This window comes from Paenibacillus sp. FSL P4-0338, assembly GCF_038002365.1.
Lineage (GTDB): Bacteria > Bacillota > Bacilli > Paenibacillales > Paenibacillaceae > Paenibacillus_AQ.
The window spans coordinates 1,850,775-1,867,526 of sequence record NZ_JBBOCG010000002.1 but is presented as its reverse complement, the minus strand read 5'-3'; the positions used below and the strand labels follow the sequence as shown (position 1 = coordinate 1,867,526).

Annotated in this window: 16 protein-coding genes; 1 reads left to right on the top strand and 15 read right to left on the bottom strand. The window is 55.3% G+C overall.

The window, feature by feature from the left end:
- Positions 1-8: 8 nt before the first annotated feature.
- From yhbY to MKZ07_RS32080, 11 genes are all read right to left on the bottom strand, one after another.
- Positions 9-302 (bottom strand): ribosome assembly RNA-binding protein YhbY, encoded by a 294-nt coding sequence (gene yhbY, locus MKZ07_RS32130; RefSeq protein WP_036697934.1) that lies wholly within the window; start codon positions 300-302, stop codon positions 9-11.
- A gap of 51 nt (positions 303-353) precedes the next feature.
- The gene (gene aroE, locus MKZ07_RS32125) at positions 354-1,232 is read right to left on the bottom strand and encodes a shikimate dehydrogenase (RefSeq protein ID WP_036697931.1); all 879 of its coding nucleotides are present in this window, start codon (positions 1,230-1,232) and stop codon (positions 354-356) included.
- A 20-nt stretch (positions 1,233-1,252) separates the two neighbouring features.
- Entirely contained in the window at positions 1,253-2,374 is a 1,122-nt protein-coding gene (gene yqeH / locus MKZ07_RS32120) for a ribosome biogenesis GTPase YqeH (protein ID WP_036697979.1), read from the bottom strand.
- An 8-nt stretch (positions 2,375-2,382) separates the two neighbouring features.
- On the bottom strand, positions 2,383-2,907 hold the full coding sequence (locus tag MKZ07_RS32115) for a YqeG family HAD IIIA-type phosphatase (protein ID WP_036697929.1): 525 nt from the start codon (positions 2,905-2,907) through the stop codon (positions 2,383-2,385).
- A 95-nt stretch (positions 2,908-3,002) separates the two neighbouring features.
- Positions 3,003-5,246 carry a DUF4129 domain-containing transglutaminase family protein gene (locus MKZ07_RS32110; RefSeq protein WP_341029555.1) on the bottom strand — a complete coding sequence of 748 codons (2,244 nt, stop codon included), beginning with the start codon at positions 5,244-5,246 and terminating at the stop codon, positions 3,003-3,005.
- Positions 5,243-6,493: a DUF58 domain-containing protein gene (locus tag MKZ07_RS32105; protein WP_341029553.1), complete on the bottom strand. Its 1,251-nt coding sequence runs from the start codon at positions 6,491-6,493 to the stop codon at positions 5,243-5,245. Before MKZ07_RS32105 ends, MKZ07_RS32110 begins: the two co-directional genes overlap by 4 nt.
- Position 6,494: 1 nt before the next feature.
- Entirely contained in the window at positions 6,495-7,451 is a 957-nt protein-coding gene (locus tag MKZ07_RS32100) for an AAA family ATPase (protein ID WP_036697922.1), read from the bottom strand.
- Positions 7,452-7,672: 221 nt separating this feature from the next.
- A complete protein-coding gene (gene spoVAE / locus MKZ07_RS32095; RefSeq protein WP_036697920.1) occupies positions 7,673-8,023 on the bottom strand; it encodes a stage V sporulation protein AE in 351 nt (116 codons plus the stop codon).
- Positions 8,020-9,054 carry a stage V sporulation protein AD gene (gene spoVAD, locus MKZ07_RS32090; protein WP_036697917.1) on the bottom strand — a complete coding sequence of 345 codons (1,035 nt, stop codon included), beginning with the start codon at positions 9,052-9,054 and terminating at the stop codon, positions 8,020-8,022. The genes spoVAE and spoVAD overlap by 4 nt, the downstream gene beginning before the upstream one ends.
- 3 nt (positions 9,055-9,057) lie before the next feature.
- Positions 9,058-9,555 carry a stage V sporulation protein AC gene (gene spoVAC / locus MKZ07_RS32085; protein ID WP_036697915.1) on the bottom strand — a complete coding sequence of 166 codons (498 nt, stop codon included), beginning with the start codon at positions 9,553-9,555 and terminating at the stop codon, positions 9,058-9,060.
- Between the two features lie 134 nt (positions 9,556-9,689).
- Positions 9,690-9,866, bottom strand: coding sequence for a hypothetical protein (locus tag MKZ07_RS32080; protein WP_156949687.1), 177 nt, complete (start codon positions 9,864-9,866; stop codon positions 9,690-9,692).
- A gap of 148 nt (positions 9,867-10,014) precedes the next feature.
- On the opposite strand from MKZ07_RS32080, the gene MKZ07_RS32075 reads away from it, so the two are divergent.
- A complete protein-coding gene (locus MKZ07_RS32075) occupies positions 10,015-11,088 on the top strand; it encodes a M42 family metallopeptidase (RefSeq protein ID WP_036697912.1) in 1,074 nt (357 codons plus the stop codon).
- 148 nt (positions 11,089-11,236) lie between these two features.
- Here MKZ07_RS32075 and MKZ07_RS32070 read toward each other — a convergent pair whose 3' ends face one another.
- The 4 genes from MKZ07_RS32070 to MKZ07_RS32055 form a co-directional block, all read right to left on the bottom strand.
- Positions 11,237-12,382, bottom strand: a complete 1,146-nt coding sequence (locus tag MKZ07_RS32070; protein ID WP_036697908.1) for a mannitol-1-phosphate 5-dehydrogenase — start codon at positions 12,380-12,382, stop codon at positions 11,237-11,239.
- Positions 12,382-12,816, bottom strand: a complete 435-nt coding sequence (locus MKZ07_RS32065; protein ID WP_036697905.1) for a PTS sugar transporter subunit IIA — start codon at positions 12,814-12,816, stop codon at positions 12,382-12,384. Before MKZ07_RS32065 ends, MKZ07_RS32070 begins: the two co-directional genes overlap by 1 nt.
- 16 nt (positions 12,817-12,832) lie before the next feature.
- Positions 12,833-14,899, bottom strand: coding sequence for a BglG family transcription antiterminator (locus tag MKZ07_RS32060; RefSeq protein ID WP_036697902.1), 2,067 nt, complete (start codon positions 14,897-14,899; stop codon positions 12,833-12,835).
- Between the two features lie 207 nt (positions 14,900-15,106).
- Positions 15,107-16,546: a PTS mannitol transporter subunit IICB gene (locus MKZ07_RS32055; protein WP_036697899.1), complete on the bottom strand. Its 1,440-nt coding sequence runs from the start codon at positions 16,544-16,546 to the stop codon at positions 15,107-15,109.
- Positions 16,547-16,752: the final 206 nt, after the last annotated feature.

The following is a 16,752-nucleotide window of genomic DNA, read 5'->3' as shown; positions in this document are numbered from 1 at the left end:
TCAACCTCCTATCTTGGAAGCTCAATCGTTTTGTTGTCGCGTGATTCCTTGTACAGAACGATAGTCTTGCCGATAACCTGAACAAGCTCCGAACCGGACTGCTCGGCAAGCGCGGCACCAATTTCCTTGGGATCATCAGCGTTGTTATTCAGTACACTGATCTTCATCAGCTCGCGTTTCTCAATAGCTTCTTCAATGTGACGGATCAGATGATCGTTTACGCCGCCTTTGCCAACCTGAAATACAGCATCCAGATGATGAGCCAAAGAGCGAAGATAACGTTTTTGTTTGCCTGTTAACATAAATGTGAAAACTCCTTAATTAACATATATTATTACCCTGTTCAGTGAAAATCATTTGCCCGGCACCTGGCCGAGGCAATCCGCAATGGTCTGACGCATAATCGCTGCGGGAGCTTCAAGTCCCGTCCAGTACTCCAAGGCGTAAGCGCCCTGGTAGACGAACATACCTAGCCCGCCGTGAACGCTGCAGCCGCGCTTCAGGCTCTCTGTAAGCAGCCGGGTATGCAACGGATTATAGATCAGATCGCTGACGATCATCCCTTCATGCAGCCCGGATGGATCGATCGGCATGTCTTCCATATGCGGATACATCCCTACGGATGTAGTATTAATTACAATATCCATGCTGCCAAGCACGCCGGGAACGGCATCCATCCCTGCTCCGGTTAAGCTGCCCCGGCTGCTGAAGCTATCTGCCAGCTGACGGGCCCGTTCCTCATTACGGTTCACAATCAGGACCGAAGCCGGCTGCTCCTTCAGCAGCGCCGAGACAATCCCTCTGGCCGCACCGCCGGCTCCAATTACCAGAATACGGGTGCCGGTGAGATCCGGCACAGCCTCTGTCATAAGCGAGCGGACATATCCGATTCCATCCGTATTGAAGCCGGTCAGTATACCATTGTCATTGACGATGGTATTGACTGCGCCGACATCCACCGCACTTGAATCCAGCCGGTCCAGATACTGCATCACGGCAACCTTATGCGGAATCGTTACATTCACGCCACGGAAGCCAAGGGTTCGTATCGCCTGCACCGCATCGCCCAGCTTGTCCGGCGTGATGTGCAGCGGCACATAAGCTCCAGAGAGACCGAGCGCCTGGAGCGCTGCCCCGTGCATCAGCGGGGATTTGGACTGGGCAATCGGGTCACCCATCACGCCCAGCAGGAGTTCCCCGTGACTCTGCGTGTTCCTGCCTGTCTCAGTCATGTCGCCTTCCTCCTGTACAATTAGATCAGCGACGGACGGGTAAGCACCTTGACGCCGCGCGGCACATGGACAGCTACTACCGCTCCGGCTGTACCGTTCACCTTGATCCAGCCCAGACCGGAGATGAACAGGTCGGTCTCACTATTCCTGGAGATACGGAATTCATGGCGCTGCCACTGCGGCAGCTTGTCCATGTCGGCAGTTCCCGGCGGAGACAACAACTCGCCCCGGTGGTCTTGGTACAGGGAATCTGCACGCTCCAGCTTCGTGCGGTGAATCTTCAGGGTGCCGCTGATGAAGCAGGTGAAGGACTGGCGTTCCCCCTGAATGAAGTCGAAGCGTCCCAGTCCGCCGAAGAACAGAGACTGGCCTTCATTCAGCTGGTAGACCGCAGGCTTGAGCGGATTCTCGGGCATCACTGCGCCCAGATCCTTGCGCTCGACCAGCTCACTGTAGCGCCAAGGGTATACGATCCCAGGCGTATCAATGATGGAATGGCCGTCATCCAGCGGGATTTTGACCATATCGAGGGTGGTGCCCGGATAACGGGAGGTCGTCAGCTCCTCTTCCAGGTCACTGTAATCGGAGATCAGCCGGTTAATCAAGGTGGACTTGCCTACATTGGTAGCCCCGACGACATATACATCACGCTGGCCGCGCATCTCGGTAACGGCCTCCAGCAGACGGTCGAAGCCCTGATTGCGCTTCGCGCTGACCAGGACGATCTCCGCCGTGCGCAGCCCCTCTTCCTTGCAGCGCTGCTGCATCCAGTTACGCAGCCGGTTCCAGTTGGTCACCTTCGGCAGCAGATCGATCTTGTTCACCGCCAGGATGACCTGATTATTGCCGACAAACCGCTGCAGCCCGGAAATCAGACTGCCCTCGAAATCGAACAGATCCACAATATGGATCACCAGTGCATTCTTCTCCCCTACTCCGCTTAACAGCTTCAGGAATTCATCCTGATTCACCGATACGGATGAGGCTTCATTGTAATTCTTGATCCGGAAGCAGCGCTGACAAATTACCGGCTCCCGCCCGAAGGCGACCTCCGGGATATAGCCGGGAAGCTCCTTGTCCACGCTCTGGAGCTTAATGCCGCAGCCGCTGCATTTCTCTGGCCGCGTCTTTTCATCGTTCATTGCATTCATTAAGATTTATCCTCCTCTTGCCACAATCCTTGCTTCCGCAGACGGGTCAAGGCAATCTGCTCCACTCTGCGGTTAATTCTTGTTCCTATTCCTTCATCCTTGACGGAGATGGGCAGCACGAGTACCGTGAACAGACCCAGCCGGTTACCGCCGTATACATCGGTAAGCATCTGGTCGCCGACCACAATCGTCTGCTCCGGTCCCAGCTCCATCAGCTTCATGGCCCGCAGGAACGGGGAATTGCTGGGCTTCTTGGCCTGATGTACAAATTCAATATTCAGCGGGGTAGCAAAACGCGACACCCGGTCCATATTGTTGTTGGATACAATCACAAGCTTGAAGCCCAGCTCCTTCACCTTAGCGAACCAGAGCAGCAGCTCAGGAGTAGCCAGCGGCGCCTTGGCGCCGACCAGCGTATTATCCAGATCCGTAATAATTCCCCGGTAGCCTTGGCGGTATAGCTCCTCCAGAGCGATATCAAACACCGTGTTTACCCGGAGCTTGGGGACTAATCTTTCAAACAATACCTTCACCTCATTTTCATACAGGAAACTTGTTACCCGGCGCTATAGGACTGCAAAAAAACCAGGGTCCGGCAGCATTTCATCACCATGGGGCATTACTTGCCGGACTTCATGCTTTTTCGCAGCCGCAAAGCTTCAGTATACACGCTGTGCCAGTCTTTGTCTTCAATAACCTGAGGGCTGTAATTCGCCCGCTCGAACATCTTCAGCAGTGCAGCAAGACTACCCGCAGCTTGCGGGCGTTCCACGCTCCACCGTGCCACGGATTCGCGCAGGGTCTCATGCTCTTTCTTCAGCATACCCTTCCTGCGCATATACCTTACCCAGCGCTCCGTTTCTGCAACAACTTTTTGCGCCGGAGTCGGCTGACCACCTAGACGCATACGGGTAATCAGGAAGCGCAGGCTCAGCCGGCGCTGCCAGATCAGGAATACGATCCAGAGCAGGAGTACAGCGGCTGCTCCAGCCACAGCCCAGGTGCCGGGATGGAACCCGGCAGACTTGTCCGTCTGTCCCGATGCCGCCGGTTCAAGCTCTTCCGGCTCCTCTTCCTGAACTTCGGGCTGATCCGGATTATCCTGCTCACTCTGCGTCAGCACCGGAACATCGAAGCCGGGCGTTGCCTCAACAGGCACCCATCCGTAATCGCCGAAATAAATTTCGGCCCAGGAGTGGGCATCCGCATTGGTAATCGTGTAGTTATTGTTCACATAACCGGCAGCGCTCTGTTGGATCATTACGCTATCCGGAATCTCGGCCTGCTCCCCGGGAGCATACCCCTTCACCCAGCGGGCTGGTATATCCAGTGACCTCGCCATGGTGACAAGCGCCGTGGAATAGTAATCACAGTATCCTTCCTTGATCTCAAACAGGAAGCTCTCGACCATATCCTTACTTCTGGCCCGTGAGGTATCCGGCTGATTCGTGTAAGGGAAGGAAGCTTGCAGATATTGCTGCAGCAGAATCGTCTTCTCGTAAGGCGTCTGCGCTCTCGCCGTAATCTCCTTGGCCAGCGCGCTCACCCGCTCAGGATAGTTATCCGGGAGCTGAAGATACTGCGGATCGATATTCTTATTACTGTAGAGCTGCTCGAAGGTCTGCATGCTCAGTTCCTTAAGGGGAACCACCGGCACCTCCGAGGTTACCACATAGGTCTGCGGGTAAGCCCTCGTCTTGCCTCCGGGATTCCACAGCAGTTCACTGTCTTCACTCCGCCAGGCCAAGCCGCTGCTCTGTTCCTGCCCATCCACCGAGTCTACCCCCGAGATCGAATAGCCGCCGAACAGAACCGGATAACTGTTCCCTCCGAGCAGCTTGACGGTCTGCTTGAGCGTACGGGTCTCTGTCTTGGAAGCGGCAGCGCGCTCCAGCGGCTCGCCCACCTGGACTTCGTTATGTTTTCCCCGGCCGGAGGTATCATCATCTGTCCAGCCTTTGCCCGAATACACGCTGCGGATCTCGCCGCGCATATAGGTGCGCAGATCGGAGGTCACTTGCATGACCGGCGAATAATCGAAATTGAAGCCCCCGCCCAGATTGTCATCGTTCAGGCTGTAGCCCGAAGTCGTCCCGTTCGCCGCTGACCCGCCGCTTCCGCTGTCCCCGCCCCCGGAGGAGGGTCTGGACGAGACCGAGTTACCGTTCCACTTTTGCCAGGCGGTATATGGGTCGGTCAAGGTTGGACGCACGCCAGGCATGTTCACCCCGGCAAGGATGACCAGTGAGAAAATAATCGCTATATTCAAGGCAACCTTCATCGGGTACCTCAGCATATAGGTCCAGCCGCGCGGATAATGCAGCTGGAAATTCCTAAGATGCCGCGTGACCAGCCAGCCCATACCGGCAAAGACCGTCCAGGCTACCTCCTGCCACATTACCGCTGTCGTGAATGAATCCAGCGCGGCGAAGGCTGTGATATTCGCCGCGATGAACATCAGAATCCGTGCCTTGCTGTTCACCCACCAGGCGGACACAAGCAGCAGCGCCCAAGCCCCCAGCGCAAACCAGATGTACGGATTCATCGATACCGTTATCCCCGGCAGCCGGTCAAGAAATGCCGGCAGCAGAGGATCAGGAATGTAAATGCCGTAACTGATAATCACGTTGTATACGATAAATACCACTGCCGCGCCTTCCAGCAGAATGCGGTACACATTTTTGAACGGAAAAATAATTTCAATAGCTGTAACGGCTAGCAGGGTTAGCGCCACAGAAACGGTGGTCTCCTGCAGCCAGAAGGGCACCGTATAGGACACCCACTGCATAGCGATAATGCTTAGCCATAGCAGCGTCAGCCCATGATGCCAAGAGGAACGTATCGCCTGGAACCAGTGCTTCATCGGACAGAATCACCTCCAAGTACCGCAGGAAGCTCCTGAAGTGTGTTGATGCTATGTCCGGTAACGCCATGCGAGTGCAGAATATTCTGCCACTCACCGGCCCGGTATTTCCCGGAAGGATGAAGAATATGAATATGGGAAGGCGTCATCCCCCGGTTCTCCGCCCAGTGCAGCGTATCCAGCACCACTCTGCCGCTCTGCGGACTGATCAGTACGAAATACGACCCCTTGGGGAACAGCCGCTGGACACTCTCCAGCCTGTTAATCAGCGGCCCCTTACCTTCCGCGTTGATGTCTATCAAATACTGAATCATTTTTTGCCGCTCGGCATTGCCTTCCGCCGGACTGAACACCTTCGTATGCTTATCCAGACAGCACATTCCAATGCCGATCCGCTCCCGGATGCCGAAGCCGAGGAGAGAAGCCGTGACCGAGACCGCCAGCTCGAATTGTGCGGAGTTGTAATAGCCGCTGGAGGTACCGTCCAGCACCAGAATGGTTCTGGGAACGGATTCATGCTCGAATTCCTTGGACTTCCACTCACCGGTCTTCGCCGTTGCATTCCAGTGAATGCGCGTCAGCCGGTCGCCGTAGACATAATCACGCACACCGTTGATCTGCGTGGTCTCACGCCGTGACTGAAGCAGCGATACCTGCGGCCCCGACAGGCGCGCCTTGCGCTCGTATAGCTGCCAGCGCGGCACTACGACAGCCCGGGGCATCACCCGGAACTGGCCTTCTGCCTTGAAGGTTCCCTTGTGCTCCATCAGACCGAAGATGTCCTCGCTGAGAATATCCGTATTCTCAAAAGAATAACGGCCCCGCTCCAGCAGCGGCGTCTGGAACAGCAGCTCGCCCCGTCCGCCCATGTTCGGAATCAGGCTCTCCTCGAATACCCAGGACTCTCCGTTATGGCGCTTCAGAATTTCCCTTACGATCACGTAGGGCAAAGGCAGAAATCCCGGAATGGTCACTTCCAGCTTCACCTTTAGAAAGCCCCCGGCATATAGCAGGTCCGGCTTATCCTGTTCGGAATAGAAGCTGCGTGTGCCTCTGGTCCGCCGGACTCCTTCAAGGCCGCCAATGAACAGATACAGAATGAGAACAGAGACCATAATGAACAGCATGAAGGAGGTTTTGCCGCCCTGAAACAGCACGTATAAGAGTGTGATGACCCAAATGGCCAGAACGCCCGTGAACTTCCTCAGCTGAACCGCAGCGGCAGCCCGCGTAAGTAAGGCCCTCATCTTATTGCCTCATGGTTACAGGCACGTTAATGCTCTGAAGCAGCTTCTGGAGCAGGGAGTCCATGCTGACGTTATCCAGGCGTGATTCCGGCCGCAGCAGGATACGGTGTCCCAGCGCATACGGGGTCAGGGTCTTCACATCATCAGGCAGCACATAATCCCGTTCCTGGAGAAAAGCGTAGGCCTTGCAGGCCATCATGAACGATAACGATGCCCGGGGGCTGGCGCCCAGCAGCACCAGCGGATGCACCCGCGTCTGTCGGACCACATCCAGCAGGTAGTTCAGCACCGGCTCGCTGATGAACACATCGCGGATCTCCTCCTGAATGGCGGCGATCGTCTCCATGCTGGTTACGGGAGCCAGCCTGTCCACCGGCTGGCCCTGCTGATGGGTACGCAGCAGGTTCTTCTCGGTGTCTGCATCCGGGTAGCCCAGGCTGATCCGCAGCATGAAGCGGTCCAGCTGAGCTTCGGGAAGGGTATAGGTTCCCTCGAAATCTATCGGATTCTGGGTCGCGCAGAGCATGAACGGATGCGGAAGGGGATAGGTCTCTCCATCGACCGTAACATTGCGTTCCTCCATTACCTCAAGCAGTGCGGACTGGGTCTTGGTGGTCGCCCGGTTGATCTCATCGGCCAGCAGAATATTGGTCATCACCGGGCCCGGGCGGAAGTGAAACATCTCATCGCGCGGATGATAGACGGATACACCGGTAATATCACTCGGAAGAATATCCGGGTTACACTGAATACGCCGGTATTCGCCGGACATCGACCGGGAGAGCGCGCGGATCAGCTGGGTTTTGCCAGTCCCGGGAACATCCTCAATCAGGACATGTCCGCCTGCTAACAGGGCAGTCAGCAGCAGTTCTATTTCAAAGCTTTTACCAAGAATACAGGATTCCAAATTAGTGCGGACAGCGTTCATTATTTGCGTAGATTCTTGACGTACGGGCATGTATATTAAACCCTCCTATATCAGAATAAGCAGTAATATATACATTTTACATGATAGGAGTACCGAAAGTACATGTTAGGCCAAGTGAATTTGTAGAGTCGCATGCTAGATTTGTCCAAAAGAAACCCGCATCAGGCGGCGCAACCCCCCTTCATATAAAAAGGGACCGCTCTAGGCGATCCCGGAATTGACATATCTATTGACGATCTATCCACCGTCAGTTACCCCTTCGGCCGGACCACCAGCGCCGCCAGGAAAGAGAAGACAATCGCCGAGGAAATCCCGGCGCTGGTCACATCGAAAATCCCGGTGACGACGCCGACCCAGCCATCGCGCTCCAGTTCAGTCAGCGCCCCGTGGACCAACGAATTCCCGAAGCTGGTAATGGGCACACTGGCTCCTGCTCCAGCGAATTTCACGAGCGGATCGTAGATGCCAAAAGCGTCGGCAGCCGCACCAAGTACCACCAGCGTACTCATAGTATGGGCCGGGGTCAGCTTCAGCACATCGAACATCAGCTGGCCGATCACGCATATCGCACCCCCGACCAGAAAAGCCCATAAATATATCATGCTCCTTCACCTCCACTCTCCAGAGCTACCGCATGGGCTACGCACGGAATACTCTCCCCTTGTTGATAAGACAGCGGCGACAAAAGCGCTCCAGTCGCTACGATCAGTACCCGCTTCAATTCTCCCTTCTTCAGCCGGCCCATAATATGCCCGTAGGTGACTGTGGCAGAGCAGCCGCAGCCGCTTCCTCCGGCTATGACATATTTCTGCTTGTCCAGATCATAGATCATCAAGCCGCAGTCATTGAAGACCGTCTCCTCCATCGGGATGCCTTCCTTGGCCAGCAAATCCTTGGCAATCGGCAATCCGATGGAAGCCAGATCGCCTGTAACAATCAGATCATAATGACCGGGCGACAGCCCCGTGTCCCGGAAATGTGCCGTAATCGTATCGGCGGCTGCCGGGGCCATAGCGGTTCCCATATTGAACGGATCTTTCAGCCCCAGGTCCATGATGCGCCCAAGCGTTGCATACACCACATGGGGCCCTTGAACCGTCCCATCGTTCACGCCTACCACTGCACAGCCAGAGCCTGTTACAGTGTACTGGGCGGTGGGCGGCTTCTGCGAGCCGTACTCTGTCGGGTAGCGGAACTGCTTCTCCACCGTACAGTTGTGGCTGGATGTGCCGGCCAGCACGTACTTGCCGCCGCCGGAATCCACGATCATGGAGGCGATGGCCAGGCTCTCCATCGAGGTGGAGCAGGCACCGAACACCCCGAGGTAAGGCACGCCAAGCTTGCGTGCGGCGAAGGAGCTGCTGATGATCTGATTCATCAGATCCCCGCCGACGAAGAACTCCAGCTTCTCCTGCTCCAGATTCGCATTCATCAGGGCAAGCTTGGCAGCTTTTTCAAATAAAGCGCGTTCTGCCTTCTCCCATGTTTTCTCGCCCATTTCCAGTGAATCGTAGACAAAGTCGAAGCTTGAGGCCAGCGGCCCTTCCCCCTCTTCGGGTCCCACCACTGCGGAGGTCCCAAGGATCACCGGACGGTTCGTAAATTCCCAAGTCTGTTTGCCGAGTTGCTTCATCGTTTAATGTGCACCTCCCCAGCCCATAACGGCATACACTACACCCACGATAAAAGCAGCAACGACGCCGAACACAATAACCGACCCGGCCAGCTTGAACATGTTCCCGCCCACACCCAGCACCAGCCCTTCAGCCCGGTGCTCCAGCGCGGCGGAGCACATGCTGTTGGCGAATCCTGTGACCGGCACTGCTGTGCCGGCACCGCACCATTGGGCGAGCTTGTCATACACCCCGAAGCTGGTCAATATGACGGAGAGCAGAATCAGAATGGCTACTGTCGGGCTTGCCGCCTCCCGGGAGGTCATATCGAATATCGCCATGAACGCTTCCTGGATGCCTTGCCCAAGCACACAGATGAGACCTCCAGAGAGGAAGGCACGCATACAGTTTTTGAATATGGGACGGGATGGTACATGAGGCTTGGCCAATTCCTGATAAGACTTCGGGGTCAGACCGTCAAGGTTCAGCTTGACGCCTGACTTTTTTGTTTTTGCCGGCAATGCAGACACCCCCTGAACTGATAGATACGAAAGGGAACGGTCAGCGGGTAAGCTGCAGTCCCGTCCCTTCGTGTTATGCGGAATTGAGTTTTTCTTATTGTTCACTTCAGGCGGCCCCGTTATGTCCCTCCTGCTCAGGAAAAATAAAACAGCACAACAATCAGCAGCAAAAACAGCACCAGGATCAGTACCGCCTCATTCTCCCGCCCGTACCGGCGGCGGCACCGCCTGGGCAAGCTCTGCCGGCGGACCGGCACTTTGCGGAATCCGCTCCGGCTGCCTGCCTGGGCTACACTCCCCGAGAGCCACATTCTCCTCGCTTCCTTTCTCCGGCTCCTGCCTGCAGAGCCCTTACCGTATAGTATTCGCACAGGGAGTCTCTGTGTTCATTTGCTCTTCCGGCATGGACAAGCGGCGTAAGAATGTTCATACTAGATGACATAAAGGAGCGATATATGTATGAATACAGACACCCTTGAATTGTTCAAAACCTTAACAGAATTCCCCTCAGCCTCCGGCTTCGAGCGCGAACTGCGCGCTTATGTCAAGGAGGCTATGACGCCTTATACGGATGAATTCGTACAGGACCGCCTTGGCAGCCTGTTCGGCGTAATGCGCGGTGAAGCTAACGGTCCCAAGATTATGGTCGCCGGCCATTTCGATGAGGTAGGCTTCATGGTTACCGGCATTACAGACAACGGGATGATCCGCTTCACACCGCTGGGAGGATGGCTGGCTTCGGCCGTGGCCTCACAGCGCCTGCAGATTATTACGCCGAAGGGTACGCTGAACGGCGTGGTCGGCAGTACACCCATCCACCTGCTGAGCGCGGATGAACGCGGCAAGGCCGGAGAGATCAGTAAGATGTATATCGATATCGGCGCAGACAGCCGTGAGGAGGCGCAGAGCTTCGGTGTAGCTCCCGGACAGCAGGTCGTACCGGTTTGCCCGTTCACTCCGCTCGCCAATCCGAAGAAGATTATGGCCAAGGCCTGGGACAACCGCTACGGTGTCGGACTGGCTATTGAATTAATGAAGGAACTGCATGGACAAGCCTTGCCGAATACGCTCTACTGCGGGGCTACCGTTCAGGAAGAGGTCGGGCTGCGCGGTGCCCGGACGGCCGCCAATCTGCTGGCCCCGGATATTTTCTTCGGGCTGGACGCCAGCGCCGCTGCCGATATGACCGGCGACCGCCAGGCCTTCGGCCATCTGGGCCAGGGCGCGCTGCTGCGTATTTTTGACCCGACGATGATTACCCACCGGGGACTGATTGAATACGTACAGGATACGGCTGATACTCATAAGATCAAGTACCAGTATTTCGTCTCCCAGGGAGGAACGGATGCGGGTCAGGTGCATCTCAGCGGAATCGGCATTCCTTCAGCAGTGATCGGCATCTGCTCCCGCTACATCCACACGGCAACCTCGATCATCCACAGTGATGATTATGCGGCAGCCAAAGAGCTGCTGATTAAGCTGGTGCAAGGACTGGACCGCACGACACTGCAGACGATTCTGGAGAACAGCTAGACAACCTCCCCACAAAGTGGGGCTTTAGCTCCGAAGCCTATTCAGGCACTTTGCGGGGACCCCAGAACATATAAAGTCTTTTCTTTCTAACACAAATAGCCGCAAGGATAAGCTTATAGGCTTTCCTTGCGGCTGTATTTTTATGTTATTAGCTCAGCTTCGAGTATTGCTCCATCGCAGACTGATGAACCTTGTGATCCGCAGCAAGCCCCGTGTACTTCGTCAGTGCGGCTTCTGCTCCAAGCTCCGCGATTGCAGCTTGCAGCTCTACCGCTTCGGGGTCATCCCCCGCCTTGAACAGCAGCGCACCTGCCATGGAACGCGTCAGCGCCGTGTAGCTCAGCCCTCTGTCATACGCCTGTGTTGCAGGGGATACCAGACGGTCACTCGGTGACAGCTTGCGCAGCGGCGAACGCCCTACACGGGATACCTCATCGGTCAGCGCCGGATTGCGGAAGCGCTCCAGAATTTTATCGATATACTTACTGTGTTCCGCTGCATCGAAGCCATGCTTCTGGACCAGCACCGCGCCGGTCTCCTCCAGCACCTCACGAACCTTCGCCGTTAAAGCCTCATCCGCCATAGCCTGCTGAATGGTCTCGTAGCCCTGCAGGAAACCAAGGTACGCCGCAGAGCAGTGGCCCGTGTTCACAGTGAAGAGCTTGCGTTCAATATACGGCTCCAGATTCTCTACATAATGCACCCCTTCAACCGGCGTATAGCCCGGGATCATCTGCGAGGCGTCCACCACCCATTCATAGAACGGCTCAACGACCACCTTGAGAATATCCTCGTGCTGCTGGAGCGGAACGATCCGGTCCACTGCCGCGTTAGGAAAAGCAACTGAAGATTCAGCCTTCGCACGGGTCTCTTCATCCAGCTTCGCGTACACCAGTTCCTTGAGCTGCGCACTGCCGCCAATTGCATTCTCGCAGGCGATCACATGCAGCGGTGCGGAGGAGACAGTTACTCTCCGGCGGATGCCGTCCGCCACCGTTCCTGCGATATGCTTCAGAATCGATACGCCGACCGCCGTAGTAACCAGATCCGCTTCAGCAATGGCGGCCGCCACTTCATCTGCATGCGTTACACTGCTAAGAGCCGTAACATTCTTCACGATGACCGTTTCCTGACCGTCGCTCGCCAGCGTGACCGGATACTCCCCGCGTTCCTTGAGCTGGGCAACAAAGGCCTCATTCACATCCACAAAAGTGACTTCATACCCCGCCTGCGACAGCAGCAGCCCGATGAAGCCCCTGCCGATATTGCCCGCGCCGAAATGGACCGCCTTCATTACTCCAGTCCTCCTTCGAAGATTGCAATGACATCAGCAGCTGTAGGAGCGTTCATGACGCGTTCAATGGCATCATCCTCGGTGAAAATCATCGCCACGTTCGTCAGAACCTCCATATGTCCGTCGCCTGCGGCTGCAATGCCGATGACAACAAACGCCGGCTCATCGCCGCCGAAATCCACCCCGTCCGGGAAGCGGATGATAGATAACCCAGTGGACTTAATATAAGGCCGCGCTTCCTTAGTACCGTGCGGAATAGCCAATCCGCCGCCCATATACGTGGACACTACTTCCTCGCGCTCCAGCATCTTGGGAACATATTCCTCCGTTACATGCCCTGCATCGACCAGCAGCTTACCCGCCATCTTGATGGCTTCGTATTTATCGTTGGCAGCACCGTGCATAATCACTTTATTTTCTGACAGGATACTCATATGGTTTCTCCCTCTTTCAACATTTATTTTGGAAAAAATGCAGCAGCTCCGAGGATAAATACCCCCGGATCTCTGACTCTGAACGCTCTTCCAGCAATTGAACCAGCTCGGAGTTCAGCAGCAGTGCACTGATCTCGCTGAGCACCTCCAGGCTCTCCTTAGAGAGTCTGCGCGGAGCCAGCATAAGCAGAATGACTCTGACCTCTGTATCCCCCTCCAGAATTACGGGTTGATCGAGCCGGTACAGGGTCAGCGATGACAGGTGAATATGGCTGCTTCTGGTATGGAACAGCGCCAGTGCGGTATCAGGGATCACCTGGCTGGTCATCCGCTCCCGTTCGAGCAGACGCTCCAGCACAATACCGGCATCCCCGACCACGCCGTTTCCATTCAGCGTCTCCAGCATCTCCACTATCGTCGCTGACAGATCCATCCCCTTATTATCAATCGGATGGAACCGGAACCGCTCCAGCAAGCTGACGATCTCATCCAGGATGCCCTTGTAGCTCCTGAGCCGTTCAAGCGAGGCTTCCTCCCGGACCACGTGGTCCGGTTCACTGGGCATCCCCTTCTCCCGTTCCCGCAGCGTCGTATTCTGAATGTAATTCAGCAGCTTTTCGATCTCCTCCGCTGTGAGCAGGGGGCTAATCTTGATGTAACGCTCCTTATCAATCGGCAGATCAATGGTAGATATAATCAGATCGTAATCTTCATCCGGCAGGCGCGCCGCTTCATACCAGGAGATGTTGCCGAGAATCTCAATCTGCGGCATTTCCTTGGTCAGCCGGGTGGCTAGCAGCCGGGAGGAGCTGAGGCCGCTGGCACAGACCAGAATGGCTCTTACGTTGCGCCTTAGCTGGTTCAGCCGCTCTGCGGAAGCTCCGAAATGCATGACCAGAAATCCAATCTCTTCATCCGGGATCTGGGGCTCCAGCTGCATATCCTCTACGGCTGCGCGGATGATGTTGAACAGATATTCGTAATCCCTGCGGATCGGGCCGAGCAGCGGGTTACGGATACGTGTGCCCTCCCGAATCCGCTTCAATGCCGGATCAATATGCTCCAGCAGACCTTCGCGCAGGGAACGGTCGCTCTGAAAGGGCAGCCCCGTCCGCTTGACCACGCTCTCGGTCAGCTTGTAAACAATCTCCATTAATTCAATATCGCCGTAAGCATAGCCCGAAGAGGAGAAGGAATCCTGAACCCGGTCGAACAACCCGGCAATATATAGAATCTCTACCCGGGGAATCTTCAGCTCAAGCACCTCTGCGAGCTGCTGCACAAATCGCTCGGCTCCTGCAATGTTCCGGTGGTCGGACACCCTGGAATAGCCTGCTTCCGCCCCGCTGTCGATGCTCCGGCTAAGCTCAATCCGCCGGGTAGTGACGGCAAGGGCCAGGAGCATTTCCATATAGACAATTTCGGGCAGCTCCGCCGTCCATTTCCATTCCATATCCCACAACGTATTCTCTACTTCCATGAGCTTAGCCTGACCTACTGTAGTCAGCAGCACGCGAAAAGCCGGATTGCTCTCAGCCAGAGAACCATGGCCGACCAGATCAGACAAATCCAGATGCTCTGCAGCTAAACGGCCGATCGCCCGGCGCTTGTCGAGCTCGCTGCCGGTGATTTCTACGCCATAGCCTCTTCTCCGGACCAGCTCCAGCCCAAACTTACGGACCCACTGCTCCAGTTCATCCAGATCATAGCTGATAGAAGCAACTGTAACCTTAAGGGAATGCGCAAGTGTGAACAGCTTCACCGGCTCCTCCGCCTCCAGCAGAACGCAGAGCTCGAATACCTTGCGGTCTTCGCCGGAATAATCCGCCGGCTTCTCTTCCCGCAGGAACAGGCGCAGCTCCGCAAGACCGGCCTCCGGGCCGCTCAACCCAATACCTTTGCCTGATTTTTTGATCAGATGAAGACCAAAGTTTTCAATTGCGGACTCTATATCCTCCATCTCCCGGTGTACGGTTCTTACGCTTACCCCGGTAGCCTCGGCAATTTTCACAGCGGTAATCTCTCCGCTTACTTCGAGCAGAAGCCACAGGATCTGGCGCTGTCTGGCGGTAATTTTCGTCATTTCCGCTAACCCTCCGCCTTGCATTAAGTGGAAACGGCTTTGCCGCCCTTTTGAAGGACGGTACCGTTTCAGCGAAAAATAGAAGGATCATTTATAAAGCGATGCCTATAAATCCTTATATTTCAAGCACAAACGGATATGCCGTCCTATAAGGGACGGCATCCGTTTCAGCGAGAAGTATATACTTAGATTTTACACTTGTGCCTCTTACTTCAAACGTTCTACAAGCTCATCATATTTCGGGCTCTTCAGGAAGTTATCAATCGAGATATGCTCTGCCCTTGGATTGCTGGCAATCGCCCGGTCGGTAAGCGTCTTCTGGGTGACCACGATGTCTGCGTCCGCCGGAATTTCACTGACCGCAGAGTTCGTAACGGTGATGTTCACCCCTGCATTTTGCAGCTTCTTTCTCAGGACCGAGGCGCCCATTGCACTGGAGCCCATCCCTGCATCACAAGCGAAGACGATTTTGTTCACATTGGCTTTGGTGCGGACATTGGAAGCCACCGTTGCAGTTGCAGCAGTCTGCGCTGCCGTACCTGCAGACTTCATGTCTCTCATTCTGGCTTCTGCCGCTTCCAAATCCATCTCTTCTTGATCATTATTCTTGGAAGATCTCAGAAGCACCGCTGCAATCAGGAACGATACGATAGTAGCAACGACTACCCCAGCAATCATTGGAAGATATCCGCCCTTAGGCGTCATTGCGAAGTAAGCAAAGATACTGCCTGGCGAAGGAGAAGCTACCAGACCGGCGCCCAGCATCTGGAAGGTGAATGTACCGGACATTCCGCCGCCGATGACCGCCAGAATCAGACGCGGATTCATCAGGATGTAAGGGAAGTAGATCTCATGAATCCCGCCCAGGAAGTGAATGATAATGGCGCCCGGTGCGGAAGATTTGGCAGAGCCTTTGCCCGCCAGCCAGTATGCCAGCAGGATCCCCAGACCAGGACCCGGATTTGATTCGAGCATGAACAGGATGGATTTGCCGATTCTCTGGGATTCTTCAAGCGCAATCGGTCCCAGTACCCCGTGGTTGATCGCATTGTTCAGGAACAATACCTTGGCCGGCTCAATGATGATGTTGATGAGCGGCAGCAGATTGTGGTTAACCAGGAACTCCACGCCATTTGAGAGGATGTTGGTCAAACCTTGAACCAGCGGCCCAACGCCTTTTAAGGCTCCCAGCGTCAACGCGCCGCCGATGATCCCCAGCGAGAAGTTATTGACCAGCATTTCGAACCCGGCTCTGATTTTGCCGTCCACTGCCTTGTCGAACTGCTTCAGCACCCAGGCAGCCAGCGGACCGACAATCATCGCACCCAGGAACATTGGGATCGTTGAGCCTACGATAACCCCCATGGTTACCAGTGCGCCGATGACAGCACCGCGTTTGCCGTGAACCATCTGTCCGCCGGTGTAACCGATCAAGAGAGGAAGCAGGTAGTTAATGATTGGGCCTACCAGAGCTGCAAGGCTCTCATTGGGATACCAGCCCGTTGGAATAAATAATGCTGTAATCAATCCCCAAGCGATAAAAGCGCCGATATTCGGCATTACCATACCGCTGAGCATACGTCCGAATTGTTGAACCTTCACCCTTGCACCGCCGGATGAAGCTTGTTTCGTTGCCGTTGTGGCCATTTAAGATGCCCCCTTATTGTGATGAACGGGAACCTTCCGCACTGCATTCTGAAAGGTGTTTTCCCTTTGAACACATCGTAAATCAAAGCGCTTTCTTTGTCACCAAATTGAAAACACGGTTTCGGCATGAACGTTGTTGACAACATTTAAGAGCTCCTGCCAAGGGGCTTAAGTCCGGTATCCGCCTTGCTCCAATCGGCCTACAA

Bases quoted from the DNA above. Each gene is read 5' to 3' on its own strand.
- yhbY (WP_036697934.1), bottom strand. From the start codon at position 302: ATGTTAACAGGCAAACAAAAACGTTATCTTCGCTCTTTGGCTCATCAT.
- aroE (WP_036697931.1), bottom strand. From the start codon at position 1,232: ATGACTGAGACAGGCAGGAACACGCAGAGTCACGGGGAACTCCTGCTG.
- yqeH (WP_036697979.1), bottom strand. From the start codon at position 2,374: ATGAACGATGAAAAGACGCGGCCAGAGAAATGCAGCGGCTGCGGCATT.
- MKZ07_RS32110 (WP_341029555.1), bottom strand. From the start codon at position 5,246: ATGAAGCACTGGTTCCAGGCGATACGTTCCTCTTGGCATCATGGGCTG.
- MKZ07_RS32105 (WP_341029553.1), bottom strand. From the start codon at position 6,493: ATGAGGGCCTTACTTACGCGGGCTGCCGCTGCGGTTCAGCTGAGGAAG.
- MKZ07_RS32100 (WP_036697922.1), bottom strand. From the start codon at position 7,451: ATGCCCGTACGTCAAGAATCTACGCAAATAATGAACGCTGTCCGCACT.
- spoVAE (WP_036697920.1), bottom strand. From the start codon at position 8,023: ATGATATATTTATGGGCTTTTCTGGTCGGGGGTGCGATATGCGTGATC.
- spoVAD (WP_036697917.1), bottom strand. From the start codon at position 9,054: ATGAAGCAACTCGGCAAACAGACTTGGGAATTTACGAACCGTCCGGTG.
- MKZ07_RS32080 (WP_156949687.1), bottom strand. From the start codon at position 9,866: ATGTGGCTCTCGGGGAGTGTAGCCCAGGCAGGCAGCCGGAGCGGATTC.
- MKZ07_RS32075 (WP_036697912.1), top strand. From the start codon at position 10,015: ATGAATACAGACACCCTTGAATTGTTCAAAACCTTAACAGAATTCCCC.
- MKZ07_RS32070 (WP_036697908.1), bottom strand. From the start codon at position 12,382: ATGAAGGCGGTCCATTTCGGCGCGGGCAATATCGGCAGGGGCTTCATC.
- MKZ07_RS32065 (WP_036697905.1), bottom strand. From the start codon at position 12,816: ATGAGTATCCTGTCAGAAAATAAAGTGATTATGCACGGTGCTGCCAAC.
- MKZ07_RS32060 (WP_036697902.1), bottom strand. From the start codon at position 14,899: ATGACGAAAATTACCGCCAGACAGCGCCAGATCCTGTGGCTTCTGCTC.
- MKZ07_RS32055 (WP_036697899.1), bottom strand. From the start codon at position 16,546: ATGGCCACAACGGCAACGAAACAAGCTTCATCCGGCGGTGCAAGGGTG.